Origin of the sequence: Citrobacter sp. Cpo142, from assembly GCF_030332425.1 — a bacterium.
In the GTDB taxonomy this organism is placed as follows: Bacteria; Pseudomonadota; Gammaproteobacteria; order Enterobacterales; family Enterobacteriaceae; genus Citrobacter; species Citrobacter portucalensis.
The window spans coordinates 353,692-378,166 of record NZ_JAOWHW010000113.1; the positions used below are offsets into that span (position 1 = coordinate 353,692).

25 protein-coding genes are annotated in these 24,475 nt (G+C 54.1%); 11 read left to right on the forward strand and 14 right to left on the reverse strand.

Annotated features, from left to right (window positions below; all coding sequences use genetic code 11):
• Positions 1 to 12 precede the first annotated feature (12 nt).
• Entirely contained in the window at positions 13 to 858 is an 846-nt protein-coding gene (gene sseA, locus OGY18_RS11450; RefSeq protein ID WP_063941712.1) for a 3-mercaptopyruvate sulfurtransferase, read from the forward strand.
• A gap of 43 nt (positions 859 to 901) precedes the next feature.
• On the opposite strand, the gene sseB is transcribed toward sseA, so the two are convergent.
• The 11 genes from sseB to trmJ all read right to left on the reverse strand — a co-directional run bounded on the left by sseB (position 902) and on the right by trmJ (position 9,679).
• Positions 902 to 1,678: an enhanced serine sensitivity protein SseB gene (gene sseB / locus OGY18_RS11455; protein ID WP_016157136.1), complete on the reverse strand. Its 777-nt coding sequence runs from the start codon at positions 1,676 to 1,678 to the stop codon at positions 902 to 904.
• A gap of 70 nt (positions 1,679 to 1,748) precedes the next feature.
• Positions 1,749 to 3,032, reverse strand: coding sequence for an aminopeptidase PepB (pepB, locus tag OGY18_RS11460; protein ID WP_008785461.1), 1,284 nt, complete (start codon positions 3,030 to 3,032; stop codon positions 1,749 to 1,751).
• A 62-nt stretch (positions 3,033 to 3,094) separates the two neighbouring features.
• A complete protein-coding gene (gene iscX, locus OGY18_RS11465) occupies positions 3,095 to 3,295 on the reverse strand; it encodes a Fe-S cluster assembly protein IscX (protein ID WP_003037694.1) in 201 nt (66 codons plus the stop codon).
• Between the two features lie 11 nt (positions 3,296 to 3,306).
• Positions 3,307 to 3,642 carry an ISC system 2Fe-2S type ferredoxin gene (gene fdx / locus OGY18_RS11470; RefSeq protein ID WP_003037690.1) on the reverse strand — a complete coding sequence of 112 codons (336 nt, stop codon included), beginning with the start codon at positions 3,640 to 3,642 and terminating at the stop codon, positions 3,307 to 3,309.
• A 1-nt stretch (position 3,643) separates the two neighbouring features.
• Positions 3,644 to 5,494, reverse strand: coding sequence for a Fe-S protein assembly chaperone HscA (gene hscA, locus OGY18_RS11475; RefSeq protein ID WP_003838439.1), 1,851 nt, complete (start codon positions 5,492 to 5,494; stop codon positions 3,644 to 3,646).
• Between the two features lie 15 nt (positions 5,495 to 5,509).
• Positions 5,510 to 6,025, reverse strand: a complete 516-nt coding sequence (gene hscB / locus OGY18_RS11480) for a co-chaperone HscB (protein WP_003835201.1) — start codon at positions 6,023 to 6,025, stop codon at positions 5,510 to 5,512.
• A 108-nt stretch (positions 6,026 to 6,133) separates the two neighbouring features.
• Positions 6,134 to 6,457 (reverse strand): iron-sulfur cluster assembly protein IscA, encoded by a 324-nt coding sequence (gene iscA / locus OGY18_RS11485; protein ID WP_003835203.1) that lies wholly within the window; start codon positions 6,455 to 6,457, stop codon positions 6,134 to 6,136.
• 20 nt (positions 6,458 to 6,477) lie between these two features.
• Entirely contained in the window at positions 6,478 to 6,864 is a 387-nt protein-coding gene (gene iscU / locus OGY18_RS11490; protein ID WP_002913991.1) for a Fe-S cluster assembly scaffold IscU, read from the reverse strand.
• A gap of 25 nt (positions 6,865 to 6,889) precedes the next feature.
• Positions 6,890 to 8,104: a cysteine desulfurase gene (iscS, locus tag OGY18_RS11495; RefSeq protein WP_003835233.1), complete on the reverse strand. Its 1,215-nt coding sequence runs from the start codon at positions 8,102 to 8,104 to the stop codon at positions 6,890 to 6,892.
• Positions 8,105 to 8,216: 112 nt separating this feature from the next.
• The gene (gene iscR / locus OGY18_RS11500) at positions 8,217 to 8,708 is read right to left on the reverse strand and encodes a Fe-S cluster assembly transcriptional regulator IscR (protein WP_003037674.1); all 492 of its coding nucleotides are present in this window, start codon (positions 8,706 to 8,708) and stop codon (positions 8,217 to 8,219) included.
• 239 nt (positions 8,709 to 8,947) lie between these two features.
• The gene (trmJ, locus tag OGY18_RS11505; RefSeq protein WP_079939502.1) at positions 8,948 to 9,679 is read right to left on the reverse strand and encodes a tRNA (cytosine(32)/uridine(32)-2'-O)-methyltransferase TrmJ; all 732 of its coding nucleotides are present in this window, start codon (positions 9,677 to 9,679) and stop codon (positions 8,948 to 8,950) included.
• 118 nt (positions 9,680 to 9,797) lie between these two features.
• Between trmJ and suhB the strand changes: the two genes are divergently transcribed.
• Positions 9,798 to 10,601, forward strand: coding sequence for an inositol-1-monophosphatase (suhB, locus tag OGY18_RS11510; protein WP_003835237.1), 804 nt, complete (start codon positions 9,798 to 9,800; stop codon positions 10,599 to 10,601).
• A 103-nt stretch (positions 10,602 to 10,704) separates the two neighbouring features.
• Here the strand turns inward: suhB and OGY18_RS11515 are convergent, their stop codons facing one another.
• Both OGY18_RS11515 and OGY18_RS11520 read right to left on the reverse strand, forming a co-directional pair.
• Positions 10,705 to 11,685 carry a nickel/cobalt transporter gene (locus OGY18_RS11515; RefSeq protein WP_198579036.1) on the reverse strand — a complete coding sequence of 327 codons (981 nt, stop codon included), beginning with the start codon at positions 11,683 to 11,685 and terminating at the stop codon, positions 10,705 to 10,707.
• On the reverse strand, positions 11,676 to 12,314 hold the full coding sequence (locus tag OGY18_RS11520; RefSeq protein WP_032944224.1) for a DUF1007 family protein: 639 nt from the start codon (positions 12,312 to 12,314) through the stop codon (positions 11,676 to 11,678). The genes OGY18_RS11515 and OGY18_RS11520 overlap by 10 nt, the downstream gene beginning before the upstream one ends.
• Before the next feature lie 420 nt (positions 12,315 to 12,734).
• Between OGY18_RS11520 and OGY18_RS11525 the strand changes: the two genes are divergently transcribed.
• The 7 genes from OGY18_RS11525 (at position 12,735) to csiE (ending at position 21,449) form a co-directional block, all read left to right on the forward strand.
• Positions 12,735 to 13,718 carry an autoinducer 2 ABC transporter substrate-binding protein gene (locus OGY18_RS11525; protein WP_003037665.1) on the forward strand — a complete coding sequence of 328 codons (984 nt, stop codon included), beginning with the start codon at positions 12,735 to 12,737 and terminating at the stop codon, positions 13,716 to 13,718.
• A gap of 103 nt (positions 13,719 to 13,821) precedes the next feature.
• Entirely contained in the window at positions 13,822 to 15,330 is a 1,509-nt protein-coding gene (locus OGY18_RS11530) for a sugar ABC transporter ATP-binding protein (RefSeq protein WP_047358245.1), read from the forward strand.
• The gene (locus OGY18_RS11535) at positions 15,323 to 16,312 is read left to right on the forward strand and encodes an ABC transporter permease (RefSeq protein WP_008785467.1); all 990 of its coding nucleotides are present in this window, start codon (positions 15,323 to 15,325) and stop codon (positions 16,310 to 16,312) included. Before OGY18_RS11530 ends, OGY18_RS11535 begins: the two co-directional genes overlap by 8 nt.
• 1 nt (position 16,313) lies before the next feature.
• Positions 16,314 to 17,267, forward strand: a complete 954-nt coding sequence (locus tag OGY18_RS11540; protein ID WP_003835248.1) for an ABC transporter permease — start codon at positions 16,314 to 16,316, stop codon at positions 17,265 to 17,267.
• A 17-nt stretch (positions 17,268 to 17,284) separates the two neighbouring features.
• Positions 17,285 to 18,922, forward strand: a complete 1,638-nt coding sequence (locus OGY18_RS11545; protein WP_003835250.1) for an FGGY-family carbohydrate kinase — start codon at positions 17,285 to 17,287, stop codon at positions 18,920 to 18,922.
• Positions 18,919 to 19,521 (forward strand): KpsF/GutQ family sugar-phosphate isomerase, encoded by a 603-nt coding sequence (locus tag OGY18_RS11550; RefSeq protein WP_286553041.1) that lies wholly within the window; start codon positions 18,919 to 18,921, stop codon positions 19,519 to 19,521. The genes OGY18_RS11545 and OGY18_RS11550 overlap by 4 nt, the downstream gene beginning before the upstream one ends.
• Before the next feature lie 650 nt (positions 19,522 to 20,171).
• Positions 20,172 to 21,449: a stationary phase inducible protein CsiE gene (csiE, locus tag OGY18_RS11555; protein ID WP_286553044.1), complete on the forward strand. Its 1,278-nt coding sequence runs from the start codon at positions 20,172 to 20,174 to the stop codon at positions 21,447 to 21,449.
• Here the strand turns inward: csiE and OGY18_RS11560 are convergent.
• A complete protein-coding gene (locus tag OGY18_RS11560; RefSeq protein ID WP_125112739.1) occupies positions 21,444 to 22,592 on the reverse strand; it encodes a 3-phenylpropionate MFS transporter in 1,149 nt (382 codons plus the stop codon). The genes csiE and OGY18_RS11560 overlap by 6 nt on opposite strands.
• Positions 22,593 to 23,085: 493 nt before the next feature.
• Between OGY18_RS11560 and OGY18_RS11565 the strand changes: the two genes are divergently transcribed.
• Complete coding sequence (locus tag OGY18_RS11565; RefSeq protein WP_003835260.1) at positions 23,086 to 23,664, forward strand: fimbrial protein; 579 nt, start codon at positions 23,086 to 23,088, stop codon at positions 23,662 to 23,664.
• 83 nt (positions 23,665 to 23,747) lie between these two features.
• Positions 23,748 to 24,440 (forward strand): fimbrial biogenesis chaperone, encoded by a 693-nt coding sequence (locus tag OGY18_RS11570; RefSeq protein WP_003835261.1) that lies wholly within the window; start codon positions 23,748 to 23,750, stop codon positions 24,438 to 24,440.
• Positions 24,441 to 24,475: the final 35 nt, after the last annotated feature.

Below are 24,475 nucleotides of genomic sequence, written 5' to 3' on the forward strand. Positions count from 1 at the left end.
ATGGAGATGCCTATGACCACCGCCTTCTTTGTCGCTGCCGACTGGCTTGCCGAACACATTGACGACCCGGAAATACAAATTCTTGATGCCCGGATGGCACCTCCAGGACAGGAAGATCGCGATGTTGGCGAGGAGTATCGTGAGGGCCATATTCCTGGCGCAGTATTTTTTGATATTGAAGCGCTTTCCGATCATACCTCACCGCTACCGCATATGATGCCACGCCCCGAAGCCTTTGCCGTTGCGATGCGCGAGCTGGGCGTTGATCAGGATAAGCATCTGGTTATCTACGATGACGGTAATCTGTTTTCCGCGCCACGCGCATGGTGGATGCTGCGGACATTTGGCGTCGAAAATGTCTCCATTCTGGCAGGAGGTCTGGCAGGCTGGAAGCGCGATGAACTAATGCTCAAGGAAGGCGATGAGGATTTACCTGAAGGTGAATTTAACGTGGCCTTTACGCCTGACGCAGTTGTGCGCGTTACCGATGTACTGCTGGCCAGTCATGAAAAAACGGCGCAGATCGTCGATGCCCGTCCGGCTGCGCGTTTTAATGGCGAAGTTGACGAGCCGCGTCCTGGTCTGAAACGTGGTCATGTGCCGGGTGCGCTTAACGTACCGTGGACAGAACTGGTTCGTGACGGCGAACTGAAAACCACCGATGAGCTGGATGCTATTTTCTTCAGCCACGGCGTGAGCTTTGACCGCCCTATTATCGCCAGCTGCGGCTCCGGCGTAACAGCTGCCGTCGTCGTGCTGGCACTTGCCACGCTGGGCGTTTCTGACGTCGCATTGTATGACGGCGCATGGAGCGAATGGGGAGCACGCAACGATTTACCGGTAGAACCGCAATTATAAAGCTGGAAAAGCCGGATAGCGCTTCGCTTATCCGGCCTACAATTTAGATAATCCGGTTTTGTTTAAAGTCGCGCAGGAAACCGCCCCAGCGGCGTTCGTAGAACGGTGCGATATGCTCAGTGATAAAGTGGCTCACGCCCTTCTCACCCTTCTTCACCTGGCAGATATCAATAGGTTCATCGCCCGGCAGCGTATCGGTCGCGACGCTGCCAGCAGCGTGGATGATCTCTTCAATATCCCCTTCTGCTTCAATACCAATCAGCAGATTCGGCTGGGCTTCCGCGCTTTCTTTGATTGAGCAGAGAAACGCGCGTTTTACCGGCTTAATGGTTTTAAACAGCGTAGTCAGCGAGTCAATCATTTGCGCCGGAGGTTCAGCGACTTCAGAGAGGATCAGCGATTCACCGCCTTCCAGTACTTCCTGGGTGCTGAGCGGATTCCCCTCTTCCCCCATCAGCAGGCTGATTTCACGCGGCATAAACTCTTTACCGGTCGGCAGTTTCGCGTTGAGAAACAGCGTTTCGCCGAGCGTCATTTCAAACAACGTACGCACCGGCATAACGACAAATGCTTGCTCATCTTCCACCGCCTGCTGCAGGGCTTCCAGAGAGGTGAAGAACGGGATCACGGTCGTGCCGTCTTCTTTTTCCCAGTGCTGCAGGTCGAGAGCGCTGTCTTCAACCACCGCCTCGCCTTCTGCGGCAGTACCCGGCACCCAGACTGTGGATTCCAGTAAAGTACGGAAAAATGCCGGACGATGCGCAGGCTCTGTTGCCGCTTGCTCCAGCAACGTTTCTAATTCGTTTTTTGTTTCGGACATAAGTATCACAAATTGGATGAATACATGTAGGCCGGATAAGCGTAGCGCCATCCGGCAATACAGTAATAAATTATGCGGTCAGCAGATTCGCAATCGTGCGCACACCCAGACCGGTTGCGCCCGCAGACCACTGTTCAACCGGCGCTTTGCGATAGGTTGCGGAGCAGTCGATGTGCAGCCAGCCCTGCTGGTAGTTTTCCACGAAATGGGACAGGAAGCCCGCCGCGGTGCTTGCACCAGCCGGGTAAGCCGCGCTGCCGGTGTTATTCAGTTCGGCAAAGTTAGACGGCAACTGACTACGATGGAACTCTGCCAGCGGCAGACGCCAGAACGGTTCGTTTTCTTGCGCCGCACTTGCCAGCAGGCGAGCAGCCAGCTGATCATCAAAGCTAAACAGCGCGTGGTAATCATTGCCCAACGCGGTTTTCGCCGCGCCGGTCAGCGTGGCAGCATCAATAATCAGTTCCGGTTTCTGCGCGCTGGCATCGATCAGGCCATCGGCCAGCACCAGACGTCCTTCGGCATCGGTATTCATCACTTCAACTTTTTTACCGTTGCGATAGTGAATGATATCGCCGAGCTTAAAGGCGTTGCCGCTAATCAGGTTATCCGCGCAACACAGATACAGCTTCACGCGCTTGTTCAGACCACGGGTGATGGCAAATGCCAACGCGCCGGTGACCGTTGCCGCACCGCCCATGTCGGACTTCATTGAGTCCATAAATGCGCTTTGCTTGATGCTGTAACCACCGGAATCAAAAGTAATTCCCTTACCAACCAGGCAGGCATAAACCGGGGCTTCTTTGTCGCCTGTTGGGTTGTAGTCCAGCGCCAGCAGCACCGGCGGACGTTCAGAGCCGCGACCCACGGTATGCAGACCCATGTAGTTCTGCTCGCGCAGATCTTCACCTTTGGTGATGCGGTAAGAGACGTTATCGCACGCGACGGAGCACAGCAGATCAACAGCGCGCTGCGCCAGCTGTTCAGGGCCCAGCTCTTCTGCCGGGGCGTTAATGGTATCGCGCACCCAGTCAATAATCTTCAGACGGCTATCCAGCTCTTTGCGCTGCGCTTCGTCCAGAGCGGCCCACTCAACTTTGCGGGTGCCTTTTGGTCCCTTGTAGCCCTGCCAGAACGCCCAGCTACGTTCGGTATCCCAGCCTTCACCATCCAGTTGAACGTGTTTAATGCCCAGGCCGTCGATTTTACGCGCGGCACGCTGGATAAGGCCGAGGTCATCTTTTCCGTTCAGGTGCAGGGTAATGCCGTCATTATTAATGCTGTATGTCGCCTTTTCACCCCAGCGAGCATCGGCGGGTTGCGTGGAAAGCGTAATTTTCATGGCTTCTGTCATTTTTATTTATCCTTATTTTCGCGCATACAGGAAAACGGGCCACCCGTGGGCAGCCCGTTGACTTATTCGGCTTCGTCCAGCCAGACCAGCAAAATGGCCTCAAGGATTTTTTCGTTCGATGCCTGAGGATCATCATCGAACTCTTCCAGGTCACAGATCCACTGGTGCAGATCGGTGAAACGAACGGTCTTGGGATCGAGATCGGGGAAAGCGTCATACAGCGCCTCGCCGATTTCGCGGCTATCGGTCCACTTCAGTCCCATACTACCCTCTGTTAATGCTCACGCGCATGATTGATTGTGTAACGTGGGATTTCGACCACTAAATCGTCCTCGGTTACCCGCGCCTGACAGCTTAAACGGCTCTCCGGCTCCAGTCCCCAGGCTTTATCCAGCATGTCGTCTTCTTCTTCTGTGCTTTCCGGCAAAGAATCAAAACCTTCACGCACGATGCAGTGGCAGGTAGTGCAGGCACAGGATTTTTCACAGGCGTGTTCAATCTCGATCCCGTTACGCAGGGCAACGTCGAGAATGGTTTCGCCGGTCTCAGCTTCCAGAACTGCGCCATCGGGACAGAGATCCTGATGAGGCAAAATAACAATCTTTGGCATATTAAACCTCGTCCACGGAATGGCCTTTCAGCGCGCTACGGACGGATTTGTCCATGCGGCGAGCGGCGAATTCCTGGGTTTGTTTGTCTACGTTTTTAATGGCTTGTTCTATCGCGTCAACATCGTCACCCTGTGCAACCTCGCTCAAGTGCGCGGCGGCGGTGTCGATAGCCTGACGTTCTGCGGCGCTTAACAGCGCGGCATCAGCGTTCAGCGCACCGGATAAACTTTCCAGTACGCGTGCCGCTTCGACTTTCTGTTCTGCCAGCATACGGGCTTTTACGTCCTGCTCGGCAAAACTCATCGAATCCTGAATCATGGAGGCGATTTCACTGTCGGTCAGACCGTAGGACGGTTTAACCTGGATTGAGGACTCAACGCCTGTGGATTTCTCCATGGCGGTGACGCTCAGCAGCCCATCGGCATCCACCTGGAAGGTCACGCGGATATGAGCGCCGCCTGCTGGTAATGCCGGGATGCCGCGCAGCGCAAAACGCGCCAGAGAACGGCAGTCCTGCACCAGTTCACGCTCGCCTTGCATCACGTGAATGGACATCGCGGTCTGGCCATCTTTAAAGGTGGTAAAGTCCTGCGCGCGCGCCACTGGGATAGTGGTGTTACGCGGGATCACTTTCTCCACCAGACCGCCCATGGTTTCCAGTCCCAGAGACAGCGGGATAACGTCCAGCAGCAGCATTTCGCTGTCCGGCTTATTCCCGACCAGAATATCCGCCTGAATTGCCGCACCGATAGCGACCACTTTGTCCGGGTCAATAGAGGTCAGCGGCGTGCGGCCAAAAAATTCACCGACGCGTTCACGTACCAGAGGCACGCGCGTTGAACCGCCAACCATCACAACTTCCAGCACATCTTGCGGCTCCACGCCCGCATCTTTCAGCGCGCGACGACAGGCCAGCAGCGTACGCTTGACCAGTGCGGAAATGAGTTCATTAAAGGTTTCACGGGTGATTTCACCCTGCCATCCAGCCACGTTAACCGTTACAGAATCAGCGTCGCTAAGTGCGATTTTCGCTGCAATCGCGGCATCCAGCAGTTCACGCTGAACGCGGTTATCGCTGCGATCGGCCACGCCCGCCTGCTCGCGAATGTAATCGGCCAGCAGATGGTCAAAATCATCGCCGCCGAGCGCGGAATCACCGCCGGTCGCCAGCACTTCAAACACGCCACGGCTCAGGCGCAGAATAGAAATATCAAACGTACCGCCGCCAAGATCGTAGACTGCGATCACGCCTTCCTGACCGGAGTCCAGACCATACGCGATCGCCGCTGCGGTCGGTTCGTTCAGCAGACGCAATACGTGCAGGCCCGCCAGACGCGCGGCGTCTTTGGTTCCCTGACGCTGCGCATCGTCAAAGTAAGCCGGAACGGTGATTACCACGCCGTCCAGTTCGCCGGACAGCGATTCGGTAGCCCGCGCGGCCAGCGCTTTCAGAATATCAGCGGAGACGCGCACCGGATTAAGCAAACCGGCAGCGGTTTCAATCATCGGTAGACCGTTTTCGCTCGCCTGGAACGTATATGGCAGATGCGGGTAACGCGCCTGGATATCCGCCAGAGAGCGGCCCATCATGCGTTTTACCGAGCTGACGGTGTTTGCCGTATCCAACGCTGCATTGGCTCGGGCATCGTAACCGACAGAGTAGCCCTGCTGCTGATAGTGAACCACTGACGGCAACAGGTGGCGACCTTCATGGTCTGCCAGCGTTTCGGCCTGGCCGCTGCGTACGGTCGCAACCAGGGAGTTGGTAGTGCCTAAATCGATACCTACCGCCAGACGACGCTGGTGCGGCGCGGCGCTCAGACCAGGCTCACTAATTTGTAATAAGGCCATTTTCGCTTCCGGAAATTAAAAATCGAGCAGTTTTTCTTCGAGTTGTTCTGCACTGCTTCGCAGTTTATCGAGAAAACGCAGCTTACGCACGGTATCTGCCGCTGCGTCCCACGTCTCGCTATCCAGCTGTTCCACCATCAGTTGATGGCGAACGTTATACATTTCGCTGACGCGTTTCATAAACGCATCTAAACGTTGACTGTCTTTTGCCTGTTCAATCTCGTCCAGCTCTTCACGCAGCTCAAGTTGCTCCATCAGGAACGCGGTATCGCGCACCGTGTGCTGCTCGCTGCGGATATCAAAACCGTGTAAAGACAATAAGTATTCGGCGCGCATCAAAGGATGACGCAGCGTTTGCCAGGCCTGGTTGATAGTGGCGGACTGCGAAACCGCAGCAAGTTGTTCCGCCTGGGAACCGCTGGCGAATTTATCAGGATGATACTGACGTTGTAGATCCTGAAAACGTAGGCTCAGCGCCTGAGTATCGAGCTGATAACGGGCCGGTAAGCCAAAGAGGGTGAAGTAGTCCATAACATTCTCAGGGCATCGATTCTCTGTTGTTCGATGAGGCAAAACCAGAGAGTCAGGTAAAACAAACCCCACGCGCAGGCGACCACGGTGGGGTTATCAGTAAGCGCGTTACACGTGGAAGCTTTCGCCGCATCCACATTCGTCTTTCACGTTCGGGTTAGTGAACTTAAACCCTTCGTTCAGACCTTCTTTGACGAAGTCTAACTGCGTACCGTCGAGGAATTGCAGGCTCTTACCGTCGATCACGACTTTTACGCCTTTGTCTTCAAACACGGTATCTTCAGCCGCCGGCTCGTCAACAAATTCCAGTACATAGGCCATACCTGAGCAGCCGGAGGTTCTCACGCCCAGACGCAGACCAAACCCTTTACCGCGGTTTGCCAGGAAGGTATTTACACGCGCTGCTGCACTGTCGCTTAAGGTAATCGACATAATAAAACCTCAACTCTTAATTATTTTGCTTCACGTTTGCTTTTGTAATCCGCAATCGCGGCTTTAATCGCGTCTTCAGCCAGAATAGAGCAGTGAATTTTCACCGGTGGCAGTTCAAGCTCGTCGGCGATATCGGTGTTTTTAATCGCCTGTGCTTCGTCCAGAGATTTCCCTTTTACCCATTCGGTAACCAGAGAGCTGGAAGCAATAGCGGAACCGCAGCCGTAAGTCTTGAAACGCGCGTCTTCAATGATACCCTCATTGTTGACTTTGATCTGCAACTTCATCACGTCGCCACAGGCCGGTGCACCCACCATGCCGCTGCCCACGTTCTCGTCGCTGTTGTCAAAAGAGCCCACGTTACGTGGATTCTCGTAATGATCGATTACTTTTTCGCTGTAAGCCATGCTGAATTCTCCTTATCGGTACCGATTAGTGATGTGACCATTCAATGCTGTTCAGATCCACGCCCTGTTTGAACATTTCCCACAGCGGAGAAAGGTCGCGCAGGCGGCCGATGGAGTTGCGAACCAGATTGATGGCGTAGTCAATCTCTTCTTCGGTAGTGAAACGACCTAAAGAGAAACGAATTGAGCTGTGTGCCAGCTCGTCGGTCATCCCCAGCGCGCGCAGCACGTAGGATGGCTCCAGGCTTGCAGAAGTACATGCAGAACCGGAGGATACCGCCAGGTCTTTCAGCGCCATAATCAGCGACTCGCCTTCAACAAAGTTGAAGCTGACGTTGAGAATGTTTGGTGCGCCCTGCTCGAGGTCACCGTTGAGGTACACCTCTTCCATATCTTTCACGCCATTCCACAGACGGTTACGCAGACTGCGCAGGCGCGCCATCTCGGTTTCCATCTCTTCTTTAGCGATACGGTAAGCTTCACCCATACCGACGATCTGGTGCACAGGCAGCGTACCGGAACGCATACCGCGCTCGTGACCGCCGCCGTGCATCTGCGCTTCAATACGAATACGCGGTTTACGACGAACGTACAGCGCGCCGATACCTTTCGGACCATAGATTTTGTGGCCGGAGAAGGACATCAGGTCAACTTTCAGTTGGCTCAGATCGATAGGCAGTTTGCCCACGCTCTGGGTCGCATCAACGTGATAGATGATGCCGCGAGCACGGCACATTTCGCCGATAGTCGCGATATCCTGCACCACGCCGATTTCGTTGTTCACGTGCATGATAGACACGAGGATAGTGTCGTCACGCATTGCCGCTTCAAGTTCTTTCAGGTCGATAATGCCGTTACGCTGCGGGGCGAGGTAGGTGACTTCGAACCCTTCGCGCTCCAGCTGACGACAGGTGTCCAGCACGGCTTTGTGTTCGGTTTTGCTGGTGATGATGTGCTTGCCTTTTTTCTGATAAAAGTTGGCTGCACCTTTAATCGCCAGGTTATCGGATTCAGTCGCACCGGAAGTAAAGACGATTTCACGCGGGTCAGCGCCCACGAGGTCGGCAATCTGGTTACGGGCGATATCTACCGCCTCTTCAGCCTGCCAGCCAAAACGGTGTGAACGAGACGCTGGGTTACCAAAGTTTCCGTCCAGGGTCAGACACTGCATCATTTTCTCGGCAACACGCGGGTCCACCGGCGTGGTTGCGGAGTAATCGAGATAGATCGGTAATTTCATTGCTCTATAAACTCCGTACATCGCTTCAATGCAAGGAATCAGGCAACCGGCTGGATGTACGACCGAGTTAACGGGGTGTGTAGCACCCCGGCCTGATTCTAAAATACTTTTATTATGCGCGTAACTTAACGTCGATCGCGTCTTGAGCACGATTAGTGCGTGGAGCGTCATGGGTATGCTGGCGACCAGACACATCCAGGACTTCCTGATTATTTACCAGTTCGCCCAACGTAATGTTGTTGAGGAAACCGGTCAGACGATCGCTCAGATCGCGCCACAGCGCGTGGGTCAGGCATTTATCGCCGCCCTGACAACCGCCTTTGCCCTGGCAACGGGTCGCATCTACAGACTCGTCAACAGCGCTAATCACTTCACCTACTGCGATGCTGCCGGCATCTTTACCCAGCAGATACCCGCCGCCTGGTCCACGTACGCTGGAAACCAGACCGTTTTTACGCAAACGGGAAAACAGCTGCTCCAGATATGACAGGGAAATTCCCTGACGTTCAGAAATATCAGCCAACGGTACCGGGCCCGTTTCGGAGTTGAGCGCAACGTCCAACATTGCGGTCACGGCATAACGCCCTTTTGATGTCAGTCTCATGTCTTACTTAGCCTCAAACTCGCCCCTGCCCGGGGTTTTTTATTGTAAAATGGGGGTATTGCATAGCAGGGGCAAGTCTGACATTCCCGACTAAATCAGTCAACTATTTACTTGACTAATTTAGTCAGGTATTTAACCTTCAGTGCCATTTTCACTTGCCGGATGCGCTTCGCTTATCCGGCCTACGAATCGTGCGGCCTGTAGACCGGATAAGCGAAGCGCATCCGGCATTAGTACAGTTACTTGCTTTTATTCTGCTGCTCGATTGAAGCTAAAATCCCGCGCAGGATGTTCAACTCCTGGCTTTCTGGACGCGCACGGGTAAACAAACGGCGCAGCTTATTCATCACCTGTCCCGGGTGCCCTTCACGGATAAACCCGGTCGACAGCAGCGTTTGCTCCAGATGACCGTAAAAACGCTCTAAATCATCGACCAGCGGATACTCAGCTTCTTCGTATTCTGCTGCCTTGTCGCTTTCCTGCGTTGCCAGCCAGGCCATGCGCACTTCATAAGAGATAACCTGCACCGCCATCGCCAGGTTGAGCGAACTGTATTCCGGGTTCGCGGCAATGGCGACGTGATAATGGCACTTCTGCAGCTCTTCGTTGGTCAGACCAACACGTTCACGACCAAAGACCAGCGCCACCGGCGAGTTCGTCGCTTCAGAGACACTTTTTAAACCGCATTCACGCGGATCCAGCATCGGCCACGGCAGCGTGCGGGAACGCGCACTGGTGCCTACCACCAGGCTACAGCCCGCCAGCGCTTCATCGAGCGTATCGACGATCTGCGCGCTGCCGATCACATCACTGGCACCCGCTGCCAGAGCGATGGCCTGTGAGTCCGGTTTAACCAGTGGATTTACCAGCCACAGATTGGTTAAACCCATGGTTTTCATTGCGCGGGCTACAGAGCCCATGTTGCCAGTGTGAGAGGTTTCCACCAGCACGATTCGAATATTTTGCAGCATTGTATTTCTTCGGCTAAAGATTATTCGGGCATATTATCATAAAACGAAGACATATTCCGAACTCGCTGCTATACTCTGCGCCGTTTTCCCGTTCTTTAACATCCAGTGAGAGAGACCGATGCATCCGATGCTGACCATCGCCGTGCGCGCAGCGCGCAAGGCGGGTAATGTAATTGCCAAACACTACGAAACCCCAGACTCTGTAGAAACCAGCCAGAAAGGCAGCAATGATTTCGTGACTAACGTCGATAAAGCCGCCGAAGCGATTATTATCGAAACGATTCGCAAATCTTACCCACAGCACACCATCATCACCGAAGAAAGCGGTGAACATGTTGGTGAAGATTTGGATGTTCAATGGGTTATCGATCCACTGGATGGCACCACCAACTTCGTAAAACGTCTGCCGCACTTCGCGGTATCCATCGCAGTACGCATCAAAGGCCGTACTGAAGTCGCCGTTGTTTACGATCCAATGCGTAACGAACTGTTCACCGCAACCCGTGGCCAGGGCGCACAGCTGAACGGCTACCGTCTGCGTGGCAGCACCGCCCGCGATCTGGATGGCACCATCATCGCCACCGGTTTCCCGTTCAAAGCCAAACAGCACGCCGCTTCTTACATGAAAATTCTTGGCAACATGTTTACCGAATGCGCGGACTTCCGCCGCACGGGTTCTGCTGCGCTGGATCTGGCTTACGTTGCCGCTGCGCGCGTTGACGGGTATTTCGAAATTGGCCTGCGCCCGTGGGATTTCGCCGCAGGTGAGCTGATTGCCCGTGAAGCTGGCGCACTGGTTTGCGACTTTACCGGTGGTCATAACTACATGGCGACCGGCAACATCGTTGCAGGTAACCCGCGCGTAGTGAAAGCCATGCTGGCGAACATGCGTGACGAACTGAGCGATGCGCTGAAGCGTTAATCGTTGATGCCGGATGGCGGCTAGCGCCTTATCCGGCCTACCAGGGAAGTTCCCCGTAGGCCTGATAAGCGAAGCGCCATCAGGCATTCATCCTACAACAGTGCTAAAACGGTCTTATCCCCCGCCCCACCGGCACCGCACTCATCCACATCACTACCGCAGCAGCGATCAGCACCGCACCACCGGCTAATGCCAGCGTCGTCCAGCCAATCTGTCGCCACAATACCGGCGCTTTATGCCCGCTAAGTTTCACCGCCAGCGAGCGGAAACTGTGTACCAGCAGAGCCAGTGACGTAATCGTCAAAGAGGTTCCTGCCGCCATCGCCAGCGCCGACGCCATACCCCAGCTAAACACGCCAACCACTTTGCTGAACAGTAAAACCATAATGGCCCCCGAGCACGGGCGCATCCCCATAGACAGCACGATCATCAGCCGGGCGCGCCAGTCATCACCACTTTGCAGCTGTTGAGGATCTGGCACATGCTGATGCCCGCACTCGCAACCCTCGTGATGCACATGATGCGGCGTGAAGGCAGTGAATTTTGGACGGCGCAGCAGCTGGCGCAATTTCTTCAGCGCACGGACGCACAATAAAACACCCAACACGCCAACCAGAGCATAACTCCCTTTCTCCAGCCAGAAACTACTCATATGTAGCTGTCGTGCAGGCAACTGCAAGATGGTAAGCACCACAACCACCAGTCCGATAGCGACCAGCCCCTGTAATAAAGATGAGGCTAGCGTCAGGCCAATACTCGACTTCAGCTTCGAGGGGTGCGTTGCCAGCCAGGTGGTAATGACGACTTTTCCATGTCCCGGCCCCAGCGCATGCAGAACGCCGTAGAGAAAACTAAACAGCAGCAGCGATCCCCCGGCCTGGGCCGGATTGGCGGCAACTGCTTTCAGCAACCCGCTCATCTGTTGGTTAACGTCGCGCTGCCAGACGACACTTTTCATCATCACCTGCGGCCAGGCCTGCCATAGCCACAGTATGCCGCCTGCCGCCAACAGCAAAAAGACCGCCAGCGGCCATAGCGTCAGCCAGCGACGTCTGGCTGCACGTTGTTGATAAACTACTGACATTGCAGCGTCACCGTCTGTGCAAACTGTTTACCCAACTCCATATCCTCCGGCGGTGCGTCTTCTTTATCCAGCGACTGCGCAAAGCTCAGCGTTTGTTCATTGGGCGTCGGCGTATGTACTGAAATCCGGCATTTCTGGCTTATGGCCTGCCCCAGCCTGGCGTCGCTGTCTTTGTCATAGCTCATATCAACGTAGTAGGTCGGGTCGAAGGTTGAAATGGTATATTTTTGACCACTCAGCGGCTGAGCTTCGGCCAGCGGCAAAACGAACGTCAGCACTGCCTGGTGTTCCTCCCGCGCCATGCCATATTCCGTCGGCCTGTTTTTAAACTTTACCTTTTTCCCGTCGTGCCACACTTCGGTGAAATAGTGCTGCCCGAGAACGTTGGCCATCACTTCCGCCGCCAGTTTCTTCCAGATCTCATCACCAGGTTTGGCATTCCCCGCATCGTAAAGCAGATCCGCAGAGGTAATTTCATCCATCGTCCAGCGCATTTTCAGCGCGACGAACTGGTCATTCTCGCTCACTATCTCAGTTTTCAGATGGATAAAGCTGTGGGGATGCGCCCCTGCGCCAAAGGACAGGACAGCGAGAAACAACGTGATAATGATACGTTTAACGCCTTGCATGAGTTCTCCACGATGAAAATCCACACCGCCACAAATAATGATGCCGGGTTTGGCGAAAGAGTGCTGAGGATACCATTGAACGAAAAAATATTGAGCACCCTTTTCCGGTATCGATTCAGTTCTCAATTTCGATAATTTCTTCTTCAGGAAATTCCGCCCAAACACCTTTTCAGCGTCATAACTTAAGTCAAATGATAATAAAATGTTAATTTATAGTTTAATTTTAATATTTAATTAACACTAAATTTGAACAATTGAATGTAAAATCATGCAAATTTAACCAATTGCTAACTATTTTATTTCCATAAATTCACAATAATGGGCGTATATCACATTTATCAAACTTATGATTCATTCCCTCTTCCATTCATTGTTAACTTCACGCCGTGACATGTCCTGCCCCCTACGAAAGGTACAACTATGAAATTCAAACTCGCATTACTCAGTGCAACCCTGGTTTCTGCATGCATGTTGTCCGGCACGTCCTTTGCGGCGGAAAAATATGAAATTGCTGTGGTTGCCAAAGTCACCGGGATCCCATGGTTTAACCGGATGGAAACCGGCGTAAATGAAGCAGCAAAAAAACTGGATGTGAATGCTTACCAGACCGGGCCTTCAACGCCGGACCCGGCGCAGCAGGTGAAAGTGATTGAGGATCTGATCGCCAAAAACGTTAATGCGATCATCGTGGTGCCGAATGATGCCAAGGTCCTTGAGCCGGTACTGAAAAAAGCGCGCGATAAAGGCATCGTGGTGCTGACGCACGAATCCCCGGATGAGCAAATTGGCCAGTGGGATATCGAAACCATCGACAGTGAAAAATACGCCCAGGCCAACGTCGATGAGTTAGCGAAAAATATGGGCGGCAAAGGCGGGTATGCCATCTATGTTGGTTCGCTGACGGTCCCACTGCATAACGCGTGGGCGGATTATGCAATTAAGTACCAGAAAGAAAAATATCCGGAAATGTTCGAGGTCACTTCACGTCTGCCGGTCGCGGAAAGCATCGATAAATCCTACGCCACAACGCTGGATCTGATGAAAACCTACCCGCAGATGAAGGGCATTATCGGCTTCGGCTCGCTGGGTCCAATCGGTGCGGGTCAGGCTGTGCAGAAAAAACGCGCCAAAGATAAGATCGCCGTCGTCGGGATCGCCATGCCAGCGCAGGCAGCACCTTACCTGATGCGCGGTGATATCAAAAAAGCGCTGCTGTGGGATCCAAAAGACGCGGGCTACGCGCTGGTCACCGTTGCCGATCAGCTGTTGCAGGGCAAAGAAGTGAACGCCGATCTGAGTATCGATGGTTTAGGGAAAGCCGATATCGACACGGAGAAGAAAGTGATCCGCTTTAACAAGATCCTCGAAGTCACCAAAGACAACGCACAATCACTTGGTTTCTAAGGCTTTAGCCAACACCAGGGAACCTTAACGCCGACCGTCTGGTCGGCGCTATCAACCAAACTAACACTCAGCGTCCCCCCGGACGCGCGCAGGGGTATTGTCCATGGCAGACACCACCGCATTTATCACTCTTGAGAATATCAGCAAACAATTCCCGGGCGTGCTGGCGCTGGATAACGTGAATCTGACGCTGAGAAAAGGCGAAGTTCACTGTCTGGCGGGTCAAAACGGCTGTGGTAAAAGTACCATTATTAAAGTGATCTCCGGGGTTTATCACCCTGAAAAAGGCGCGCAGATTTTACTCGACGGAAAATTGTTCCATCACCTGACGCCGCAGCTCTCTTCTCATTATGGCATTCAGGTTATTTATCAGGACCTGTCGTTGTTCCCCAACTTTAGCGTCGCAGAAAATATCGCGGTCAACCGCTATCTGCCGGGTGGCGATATCTGGGTGCGTCGCGGTGCCATGAAGCAGCAGGCGCTGGCAGCCATGAAACGTATTGGGGTGAATATCGATCCCGATAAAAAAGTTGAAAAACTCTCAATTGCGGATCGACAGCTGGTCGCCATTTGCCGGGCGATTGCCGCCGATGCACGTCTGGTGATTATGGACGAGCCCACCGCCTCGCTAACCCGCCAGGAGGTTAATGGCCTGCTGCGGGTAGTTAATGAACTGAAAGCGGCCGGAATTTGCGTCGTGTTTGTCAGCCATCGTCTGGATGAGGTGATGGAAGTGGCTGACCGCATCAGCGTAATGCGCGACGGCAAACTGGTGGGTACATACCCTGCCAGCGAACTCGACAGCCACGAGCTGGCCTTCCTGATGACCGGACAACGCTTCCACTACAGCCCGTTGCCGGAAAGGCCCGCGATTGAGCAAGAGCCGCTGCTTGAGCTGCGCAATCTCAGCCGCAGAGGTAAATACCAGAACATTAATCTGTCGCTGCACGGCGGCGAGATCGTCTCCATTGTTGGTCTGCTGGGTGCCGGGCGCACTGAGCTTTGTCTGAGCCTGTTTGGTATGACGCACCCGGAAAGCGGCGAGATTCGCATTAACGGTCAGCCGGTTACTCTGCGCAATAACCATGACGCCATCAAACACGGGATCGGCTATGTCTCAGAAGATCGCCTGACGCAGGGGCTGATCATGGAGCAGTCGATCTACGACAACACCATCGTCACGGTGTTTGATCAACTGCACACCGGTAGCGGTCTGCTCGATCATCGTAAAGCGCAAAAGCTGGTCGCCGATTTAATCCGCGAACTGAATATCAAAGTGTCCGATCCGCACCTGCCGGTCAAAACCCTTTCCGGCGGTAATGCCCAGCGTATCGCCATTGCCAAATGGGTGGCGACCAATCCCCGCATCCTGATCCTCGACTCGCCTACCGTCGGCGTGGATATCGCCAACAAAGAGGGTATTTACCAGATAGCCCGCGACTTGGCGGAACAGGGTATGGCGGTGCTGATGATTTGCGATGAAATCCCGGAAGCGTATTACAACAGCCACCGTGTGCTGGTAATGCGTCGCGGCAAGCTGGTGGCGGAATTTAATCCTCATCAATGCCGTGAAGAGGAGATTGCTGAAGTGGTCGAGGTAATCAATGAATAAGATGCATCTCTCCCGTTTAATCGGGCAACATGAGTTCTGGCTGGGCCTGCTGGTTGTAGCCCTTGCCGTTGGGCTGAGCATCAGCACCGACGAGTTCTTGTCTTTGGGGAACCTGACGGATGTGGCCACCAGCTACGCGATTCTCGGCATCCTGGCCTGTGGGCTGTTTGTGGTGCTGATTTCCGGCGGGATCGACATCTCATTTCCGGCGATGACCGCGATAGCCCAGTATGCAATGGCCAGTTGGGTTATCGGTCACGGCGGCAACTTCGCGCTGGCGTTAATCATCGCCATTGCGGTGGGCCTGCTGCTTGGGCTGATCAACGGTTTTCTGGTCTATTGGCTACGCGTTCCGGCAATCATCATTACCATCGCCACGCTGAACGTCTACTACGGCCTGCTGGTTTACGCCACCAAAGGCACCTGGCTGTATGGCTTCCCGGACTGGTTTATGAACGGCATTAACTGGTTCTCGTTCACCGCGGCGGATGGCTACGACTACGGTTTGACCCTGCCCCTGCTGTGCCTGGCGGCGGTGATCATCTTTACCGCCGTGCTGATGAACTATACCCGTCTTGGCCGTCAGGTTTACGCCATGGGCGGCAACCGCGACGCGGCCTCGCGCCTTGGGCTGAATCTGCTGAAGCTGCATTTTTACGTCTATGGCTACATGGGCATTCTGGCAGGCGTTGCCGCCGTGGTTCAGGCACAAATCACCCAGTCAGTTGCGCCCAATTCGCTGCTCGGCTTTGAGCTGACGGTGCTGGCAGCAGTAGTACTCGGCGGAACCAGCATGAGCGGCGGGCGCGGTACGTTGACCGGAACACTGCTCGGCGTGGTTCTGCTGGCCTTCTTACAAAATGGCCTGACGCTGCTCAGTGTCTCCTCTTACTGGCACACCGTGTTCAGCGGCGCCATTATCCTGGTCAGCATTAGCGCCACGGCCTGGAACGAAAAACGCAAACTGGCAAGGGAGCTTTGAGATGAAAACAATCGCCAGATTTTTACCCGGTGATGCCATCATTCGTCTGCAATGCGTGATTATTGTGGTCGTCGCCCTGGTCTTCTCGGCCCTGCTCGGCAGCCGTTTCTTTAGCGTCGCTAACTTCCAGTCGATTGGCTCACAGCTACCAATCCTCGGCATGCTGGCCCTCGGGATGGGCATGACCATGCTGACCGGCGGCATTAACTTGTCGATTATTGCCGGGGCGAACGCCTGCTCGCTGGTGATGGCGGCGATTATCGTCACCCATCCGGATAACCCGCTGTTTCTGGTGCTGGCGCTGCTGGCAGGCGCTGCCGTGGCGGTGGCTATCGGCACGCTCAACGGTGCGCTGATTGCCTGGGTCGGGGTCTCGCCTATTCTCGCCACGCTCGGCACGATGACGCTTATCTCCGGGCTGAATATTCTGCTTTCCAACGGGACGGTGATTTCCGGTTTCCCGACCGCCATTCAGTACCTTGGTAACGCCACGATTGCCGGTGTTCCGGTGGCGCTACTGCTCTTTTTCCTGGTGGCAATCCTGCTGTGGGTACTGCTGGAACACACCACGCTTGGGCGCAGCCTGTATCTCGTTGGTTCCAATGAACAGGCTACCCGCTACAGCGGCGTGAATACCGTGAGGGTACAAATTTCGGTGTACGTGATTTCTGCCCTGCTCGGCTGGGTCGCCGCCATTTTGATGATGGCGAAATTCAACTCAGCTAAAGCCGGATACGGTGAATCCTACCTGCTGGTCACCATCCTTGCCTCCGTCCTCGGCGGTATCAACCCGGATGGCGGCTTCGGGCGCATTATCGGCCTGGTGCTGGCACTGATTGTGCTGCAAATGCTGGAAAGCGGCCTTAACTTGCTGGGGGTCAGCAGCTATCTGACGATGGCGCTGTGGGGCGCGGTGCTGATCCTCTTTATCGCATTACAGAATCGTAAAGCCTGATTTCAGGAGAAAAAATTATGGCAAGTTACTTTATTGGTGTGGATGTCGGAACCGGAAGCGCCCGTGCTGGCGTGTTTGATCTCAACGGCAGAATGGTCGGTCAGGCCAGTCGGGCCATCGAGATTTACCGCCCGCAGGCCGATTTTGTTGAGCAGTCTTCCGATAACATCTGGCAGGCGGTGTGTAACGCGGTTCGCGATGCGATTAACCAGTCGGATATCAACCCTATCCAGGTGAAAGGTCTCGGCTTTGACGCGACCTGTTCACTGGTGGTGCTGGACAAAGAAGGTAAACCGCTGACCATCAGCCCGTCCGGGCGCAGCGAACAAAACATCATTGTATGGATGGATCACCGCGCCATTACTCAGGCCGAGCGTATCAACGCCCTGCATCATCGGGTGCTGGACTACGTTGGCGGCATTATCTCCCCGGAAATGCAGACGCCAAAACTGCTGTGGCTGAAGCAGCATATGCCCAATACATGGGCTAATGCGGGCTACTATTTTGACCTGCCCGATTTCCTGACCTGGCGCGCAACGGGCGATGACACGCGCTCATTGTGTTCGACGGTGTGTAAATGGACCTATATGGGCCATGAAGACAAATGGGATGCCAGCTATTTCCGCCAGATTGGGCTGGAAGATTTGCTGGAGCATGATGCTGCCAAAATTGGTCGCTACGTGAAAACCATGGGCGAACCGCTCGGTCACGGGCTGTCTGCGCGCGCCGCCAGCGAAATGGGGCTGATTCCGGGGACAGCTGTCAGCGTCTCGATCATCGATGCCCACGCCGGTACCCTCGGCACGCTCGGGGCAAGCGGTGTTTCCGGCGAGGTGGCGGATTTTGACCGTCGTATCGCGCTGATTGGCGGCACCTCTACCGGACACATGGCAATTTCCAAAGAGCCACGTTTTATCGGCGGCGTCTGGGGTCCTTACTACTCAGCCGTACTGCCAGAATACTGGCTTAACGAAGGTGGGCAGTCGGCAACCGGGGCGTTAATCGACCACGTTATTCAGTCGCATCCTTGCTACGAAACCCTGCTGGCGCAGGCTAAATCTCAGGGGCAAACCATTTACGAAGTGCTGAATGCGCTGTTGCGTAAAATGGCCGGTGAGCCGGAAGATATCGCGTTTTTAACCCGCGACATGCACATCCTGCCCTATTTCCACGGCAACCGCTCGCCGCGCGCTAACCCAACGCTCACGGGCGCAATCACCGGACTGAAGCTGTCACGTACGCCGGAAGATATGGCGCTACAGTACCTTGCGACCATCCAGGCCATTGCGCTGGGAACCCGCCATATCATTGAAACGATGAATCAAAGCGGCTACACCATCGATACGATAATGGCCAGCGGCGGCGGGACGAAAAACCCGATCTTCGTTCAGGAACATGCCAACGCCACCGGCTGCGCCATGCTGCTGCCTGAAGAGAGCGAGGCCATGCTGCTGGGTGGCGCCATGATGGGAACTATCGCCGCGGGTGTATTCGAAACCTTCCCGGAAGCGATGTCGGCGATGAGTCGGATTGGTAAAACGGTTACCCCGCAAACAAATCGCATTAAGCAGTACTACGATCGCAAATATCGGGTATTCCACGAGATGTATCAGGATCATATGAAATATCGCCAGTTGATGCAGGAGGAAGCATGAGTAACTCCTGGTCTCAGGCTACCGGCGTATTTCAGCTCTATAGCGATGCCCTGGCGGGTCTGGGGCAGCATCTGACTGAACCGCTCTGGCAGTCGTTAATGGCGGAGCTGCGCGGTTGCCGGGGCAAAATCGTTGTCACTGGCGTCGGTACCTCCGGCATTGCGGCGCGTAAAGTGGCGCATATGCTTGCGTGCGTGGAACGCCCGGCGATCTACCTCAACGCGACGGACGCGGCGCATGGCGATCTCGGTTTTTTACGCGACAACGACCTGGTGATTATGCTGTCGCGTGGGGGGAATTCGGACGAACTCACCCGGCTGTTGCCCGGGCTGAATGCGCGAAATGTGCCGATTCTGAGCGTGACTGAAAACGCCGATTCAGCCATTGCTAAAGCGTCGAGATTGGTGATTCCCACCGGCGTCCAGCGTGAGGCCGACCCGCTGAACATGTTAGCCACCACCTCTATTTTACTGGTGCTGGCTATCTTTGACGCCGCCTGCGCCTGCCTGATGAGCGAAAGCGGTTACTCAAAGGAGACATTACTGGCCGTGCATCCCGGCGGCGATGTGGGATTAACGTTGAGCCGTGAGCAAGCGTGATGGAGAACATGTAATTCCGGCTCAGGGTTCCGTTCACCTCAGCGCTCTGACTTTCAGCTATATCCTTTTTGCTGTTCAAACATGTTCAAATAAAAATACAGATGGTCAGGCGTGGCTGGTCCGGCTGAAAATTGCCGACGTGTTTCCGTAAGGCCGGGAGAGCCAGCATGGATGCTGGCTCAGGGCGCGCTTTACAGGGACGTTACATCGCGCCCGGCCCGGTAGCCTGGAGGAATAAGCGGAGGGCACCGCGGAGCGGCAATTTTCCCGCCGGGAGCCGGGATTGTTAAGGGTGCGGCGATAGCACCCTTAACACGTTCACTGGCGTTCAGTGTACAGAAAAGCGATGAACATGAGGTGAACGGAACCTTTCTCTAAAAAAGCATATTCATTATGCTCCGCCAACCTATGTTGATCCTCAAGCGTTAACATAACGTCATTGCGCAAAATGCCGTTTTTTTTATATCTAAACAAAAGATAAAACAGTGAAAAAGCGGATTAACGCGCTGCGTTCCACTACCGCTATCTGTTCCGCACGTTAAAAATTCTGTGACGCTCTCCAGCATTCCTGGTGGAAAGCATTCCATTCTCAAAATCTATGAGCAAACTTTAGCTATTCTTATCAAACATACTCACGGGAGATCCTACAGATGATGTCAACGCTTGCCCCACCATCTGTACTTTCCGCTCCCCAGCGCCGTTGCCAGGTGCTGCTGACGCTTTTCCTGCCGGGGCAAATCGCGACTACACAAACCTTCAGCAGCCTCAACGGCGTCGATGATGCCACGGTTCAGGAAGATATTATTGGCGCAGGACTCGAAATCCAGCGCTATCACCGGCTCGCGATAGCCACCGCGCAGAATGGTGGCTATACGATCGAAGGAACCCCGCTAAATCAACGTCTGTGTCTGTTGCAGTGGCTGCGCCGTGGCCTGCGGATTTGCCCTGCCTTTATCGCTCAGCAGTTTACCCCGGCGTTAAAAGCGGAACTTAAACAAAGGGGGATCGCACGTACGCTGTATGACGACACCAATCTGCATGCGCTCATTAATCTGTGTTCCCGGCGCTTGCAGAAACCGTTTGAGTGTCGTGACATCCAGTTCCTGCGTCTGTATTTACAGTATTGCCTGCTACAGCACCACGCGGGGATCACCCCGGAGTTTAACCCACTCCAGCAACGCTGGGCGCAATCCTGCGCGGAATATCCGCTCGCAGAGGAAATTGGCCGTCACTGGCAGCGCCACGTCATGCAGAGTGCACCACTGGGCGAATCGCTGTTTATGGCGTTGCTGTTCTCAATGCTTCGTATCCCCGACCCGATTCGCGATAATCACCATCAGGATCGCCGCCTGCGTCTTGCTATTGCGCGGCTGGTGCTACGTTTTCGCGAGTATGGCAATGTGCGCTTCAGCGATGAGCAAGGGCTGAATGACCAGTTGTATATCCACCTGGCTCAGGCACTGAACCGCAGCGTGTTTGCCATCGGCATTGATAACACGCTGCCGGAGGAGTTCAGCCGCCTTTATCCCCGGCTGGTTCGTACTACCCGCGAGGCGATTCACGGCTTCGAGGCCGAATACGATGTGCAATTTTCCGAAGAAGAGATCGGGCTGGTGGCCGTTATTTTCGGCGCCTGGCTGATGCAGGAGAAGGATTTACACGAAAAGCAGATAATCCTGCTGACCGATAGTAATGAACAACTTGAAGTGCATATAGAGCAACAGCTACGCGAACTGACGCTGCTGCCGCTCAACGTAAAACATATGCCGATGCAGGACTTTCAAAAAGAGGGTGCTCCGCGCGGTGTAACGCTGATTATTACGCCGTACACCACGCCACTACCGCTATTTTCACCCCCGTTGATTCATGCGGATCTGGCGCTTACGCCGCATCAGCAGCAGCAGATCCGCAAAATTCTCGAATCATAACGTTGCAGGCTGCGCGACCACCTTCGGGCGCAGAACGATTGCCGGGAGCGCCACCAGCGCCATCACCCAGAACACGCCGCTGCCCAGATTCTGGTACAGATAGCCCGCGAATACGGTCATGATGGCGATACTGCCGCCCATCGCTATCGCGGAATACACCGCCTGCAAACGAATAACTTCGCTCCCCTGGCGTGCCGCGATATAACGCATTGCCGCCAGGTGGCAGACGGTAAAGGTTCCGCAATGGAGGATTTGCACCACGATCAGCCACGGCAGCTCGGTGCTCCAGCCCATCAATCCCCAACGCGCCACCCCGCAAACGGCGGAAAGCAGCAGCAGATCGCGGGCGCTAAAGCGACGGAACAGCTTGTGACTAAGCGCGAAAATAATCACCTCCGCCACCACACCTAGTGACCATAAATAGCCCACCGCCGAAGCGGAATATCCAGCAGACTGCCAATAGATGGCGCTGAAACCATAATACGCAGCATGCGCCCCCTGTAGCAGACTCACGCAAGCAAGAAAACGCCAGCTCTGGGTTATCAGCGCGCGCCAGGCGGGCCATCCCGCACTCTCCTGCTGACGGTTTTCACCCGCTGGCTGCACGCTCGGGCGAATCATCATGCCCAGCAGCATCGAGGCGACGCCAAGCGATAGCAGGACCAGGATCACCCGATAGTCAAACAGGCTCACCAGTTTGCCGGTTAACGCGGAGCCGATCACAAAAGCCACGGATCCCCATAGTCGCACCCGACCGTAATCCATGGTGATTTGTTTCTGCCAGGTGTTGGCCAGCGCGTCGGTCAGCGGTACCAGCGGTGAGAAAAACAGGTTAAAGCCGATCATCACCACCATCAGCCACGCCACGTTGGTTCCCGCCCAGAAGGCCAGCGCAAACACCAGCGTCAACAGAGCCAGAATACGTAACGCTGAGATCAGCCGGGAGGGATCGCTCACACGCGGCGCAATCAGCAAACTACCGAGAAAACGGGCAATCAGCCCCGCGCCCAGCAGTAAACCGATGGTTTCCGGCGTCAGCCCTAACCCTTCGAGCCAGACGCTCCAGAAAGGCAGAAAGATACCGTAGCTAAAGAAATAGGTGAAATAACCGAGCGCCAGCCAGCGCGTGGAATGCAAAGCCATGGGTCCTCCTGTTTTGGAAGCCCTAGTCTAATGACTCAAACCACATTCTGAAGAGTACTACCGTTCACATTTACGAAATAATTGTGACAAACATCACCTTTAACCAACACGATTGGTCATCCGCATCCGCAATCGTTTACATCTGTATGATTTTACAGCAGAGAACATGCCGGGATGAATAAACAGTAATGCAAGGAATTGAATGGATTTTGCGAAAAATACTCAGATGAATAACAAAAGCCTTAATATCATCACAAGTATATCACTTAACAGCCAATATTCGTGATTACAATATTTTGACTCCCCACCAATTTAAAATTATTTAAATGTAATAGCAGTTAGCTCGTTCATTTTTAATAAATATAATCTGAAAATCTCGCTTATTAATATGACTGCCAGCGCATATCGAATACCATTGCCCAGCAATTAATTTTGATCTTTGTCTTTTCATTAATTTAATTGCTAACAGGTTTATCAAATAAGAGGGTCTTTAATGAACAAAATTGCAAAATCTATAGCGGTTAGCTTGCTGGCGCTTTCTGCGGGAAGCGCATGGGCGACGGACGGTAAAATTGAATTTACGGGTGAAATTCTAACCAGCACCTGTGAATTCGCCGATGGTGACGTCATCAACGTGGAACTGGGTCATTACGCCGCCGCGCAGTTTAAAACTGTCGGTGATACCAGCCCGGCGATTCCGGTTAATATTCCGTTGGAAAACTGCCCAGCCACCCCGTGGGAGCACGTTGATGGCACAACGGACAACTCGTTCCAACTGTGGCTGGAAACGCGCGCTGGCGGCACCGTAGCCGATCACGACGATCTGGTCGCCGTTAGCAGCATGGATACCGCCGCAACCGGCGTGGGCATCCGTATCGCAAGAGCCAGCGACAACGCAACGATGGTGCTGAATAAGCTGCCCGCGGCTGATTCAAAAATCAGCTTTGCCCCGGAAGCCGATGGCACCACTATCGTAGGGCTACAAGCCTATTACGTCTCCACTGTAGATTCTAAAGAGATCTCCCCAGGCGAAGCCAACGCCAGCGTTGACGTCACCATCGACTACCGCTAATCCCGTATACCGTCTCTTTCCATCCCTTCTTCCCGCTGAGATGGAAAGAGACGTTTTTTGACATCAGGTTAAGGATTACAGCGATGAAAAAAAACACCGCGCTCGCTTTGGCATTGGTGCTGGGCAGTTGGGTCAGCCAAAGCCTCGCTGGCGGTATTGTGCTACAGAGAACCCGTGTCATCTACGATGCCGGGAAAAAAGAGGCCGCGCTGCCGGTGGCTAACCGCAGTGAAGGTCTGCCTTATTTATTGCAGTCGTGGGTCGACAATGCACAGGGAACCGCACGAGGCCCCTTTATTATTACGCCGCCGCTTTTTCGCCTCGATGCTGATAACGATTCATCATTACGAATTATAAAATCATCTGAAAACATTGCTAACGATAAAGAATCGTTGTTCTTTATTAATGTGCGCGCTATTCCTGCCAAAAACCAAACCACCGATGCGAATAATAATACGCTAACGCTGGTATTTAAAACACGAATAAAACTATTTTATCGCCCGACAAATTTAGTCGGCAAGCCTTACGACGCTTATAAATCTCTTGAATATAAATATAGCAATAATGAGTTAGATATATATAACCCATCGGCTTATCACGTCGTATTCGCCGGTCTTGCGCTAGGGAAAACCGATCTCACGAATAAAATCGATTACATCGCTCCCGGCGAGCATAAACGGCTGGCGGTCCCCGCCGCCGCAGGGAAAACGGTGCAGTGGGCCGCGATCAACGACTATGGCGGTACCACCAAAACAGAAACCCAGACGCTGCAATAAGCCGCGCCTCACGATGATAGCTCTCAGGGAATGAC

Excerpts from the sequence above, each read along its gene's own strand:
- sseA (WP_063941712.1), top strand. The coding sequence starts at position 13 with ATGACCACCGCCTTCTTTGTCGCTGCCGACTGGCTTGCCGAACACATT.
- sseB (WP_016157136.1), bottom strand. The coding sequence starts at position 1,678 with ATGTCCGAAACAAAAAACGAATTAGAAACGTTGCTGGAGCAAGCGGCA.
- pepB (WP_008785461.1), bottom strand. The coding sequence starts at position 3,032 with ATGACAGAAGCCATGAAAATTACGCTTTCCACGCAACCCGCCGATGCT.
- iscX (WP_003037694.1), bottom strand. The coding sequence starts at position 3,295 with ATGGGACTGAAGTGGACCGATAGCCGCGAAATCGGCGAGGCGCTGTAT.
- fdx (WP_003037690.1), bottom strand. The coding sequence starts at position 3,642 with ATGCCAAAGATTGTTATTTTGCCTCATCAGGATCTCTGTCCCGATGGC.
- hscA (WP_003838439.1), bottom strand. The coding sequence starts at position 5,494 with ATGGCCTTATTACAAATTAGTGAGCCTGGTCTGAGCGCCGCGCCGCAC.
- hscB (WP_003835201.1), bottom strand. The coding sequence starts at position 6,025 with ATGGACTACTTCACCCTCTTTGGCTTACCGGCCCGTTATCAGCTCGAT.
- iscA (WP_003835203.1), bottom strand. The coding sequence starts at position 6,457 with ATGTCGATTACCTTAAGCGACAGTGCAGCAGCGCGTGTAAATACCTTC.
- iscU (WP_002913991.1), bottom strand. The coding sequence starts at position 6,864 with ATGGCTTACAGCGAAAAAGTAATCGATCATTACGAGAATCCACGTAAC.
- iscS (WP_003835233.1), bottom strand. The coding sequence starts at position 8,104 with ATGAAATTACCGATCTATCTCGATTACTCCGCAACCACGCCGGTGGAC.
- iscR (WP_003037674.1), bottom strand. The coding sequence starts at position 8,708 with ATGAGACTGACATCAAAAGGGCGTTATGCCGTGACCGCAATGTTGGAC.
- trmJ (WP_079939502.1), bottom strand. The coding sequence starts at position 9,679 with ATGCTGCAAAATATTCGAATCGTGCTGGTGGAAACCTCTCACACTGGC.
- suhB (WP_003835237.1), top strand. The coding sequence starts at position 9,798 with ATGCATCCGATGCTGACCATCGCCGTGCGCGCAGCGCGCAAGGCGGGT.
- OGY18_RS11515 (WP_198579036.1), bottom strand. The coding sequence starts at position 11,685 with ATGTCAGTAGTTTATCAACAACGTGCAGCCAGACGTCGCTGGCTGACG.
- OGY18_RS11520 (WP_032944224.1), bottom strand. The coding sequence starts at position 12,314 with ATGCAAGGCGTTAAACGTATCATTATCACGTTGTTTCTCGCTGTCCTG.
- OGY18_RS11525 (WP_003037665.1), top strand. The coding sequence starts at position 12,735 with ATGAAATTCAAACTCGCATTACTCAGTGCAACCCTGGTTTCTGCATGC.
- OGY18_RS11530 (WP_047358245.1), top strand. The coding sequence starts at position 13,822 with ATGGCAGACACCACCGCATTTATCACTCTTGAGAATATCAGCAAACAA.
- OGY18_RS11535 (WP_008785467.1), top strand. The coding sequence starts at position 15,323 with ATGAATAAGATGCATCTCTCCCGTTTAATCGGGCAACATGAGTTCTGG.
- OGY18_RS11540 (WP_003835248.1), top strand. The coding sequence starts at position 16,314 with ATGAAAACAATCGCCAGATTTTTACCCGGTGATGCCATCATTCGTCTG.
- OGY18_RS11545 (WP_003835250.1), top strand. The coding sequence starts at position 17,285 with ATGGCAAGTTACTTTATTGGTGTGGATGTCGGAACCGGAAGCGCCCGT.
- OGY18_RS11550 (WP_286553041.1), top strand. The coding sequence starts at position 18,919 with ATGAGTAACTCCTGGTCTCAGGCTACCGGCGTATTTCAGCTCTATAGC.
- csiE (WP_286553044.1), top strand. The coding sequence starts at position 20,172 with ATGATGTCAACGCTTGCCCCACCATCTGTACTTTCCGCTCCCCAGCGC.
- OGY18_RS11560 (WP_125112739.1), bottom strand. The coding sequence starts at position 22,592 with ATGGCTTTGCATTCCACGCGCTGGCTGGCGCTCGGTTATTTCACCTAT.
- OGY18_RS11565 (WP_003835260.1), top strand. The coding sequence starts at position 23,086 with ATGAACAAAATTGCAAAATCTATAGCGGTTAGCTTGCTGGCGCTTTCT.
- OGY18_RS11570 (WP_003835261.1), top strand. The coding sequence starts at position 23,748 with ATGAAAAAAAACACCGCGCTCGCTTTGGCATTGGTGCTGGGCAGTTGG.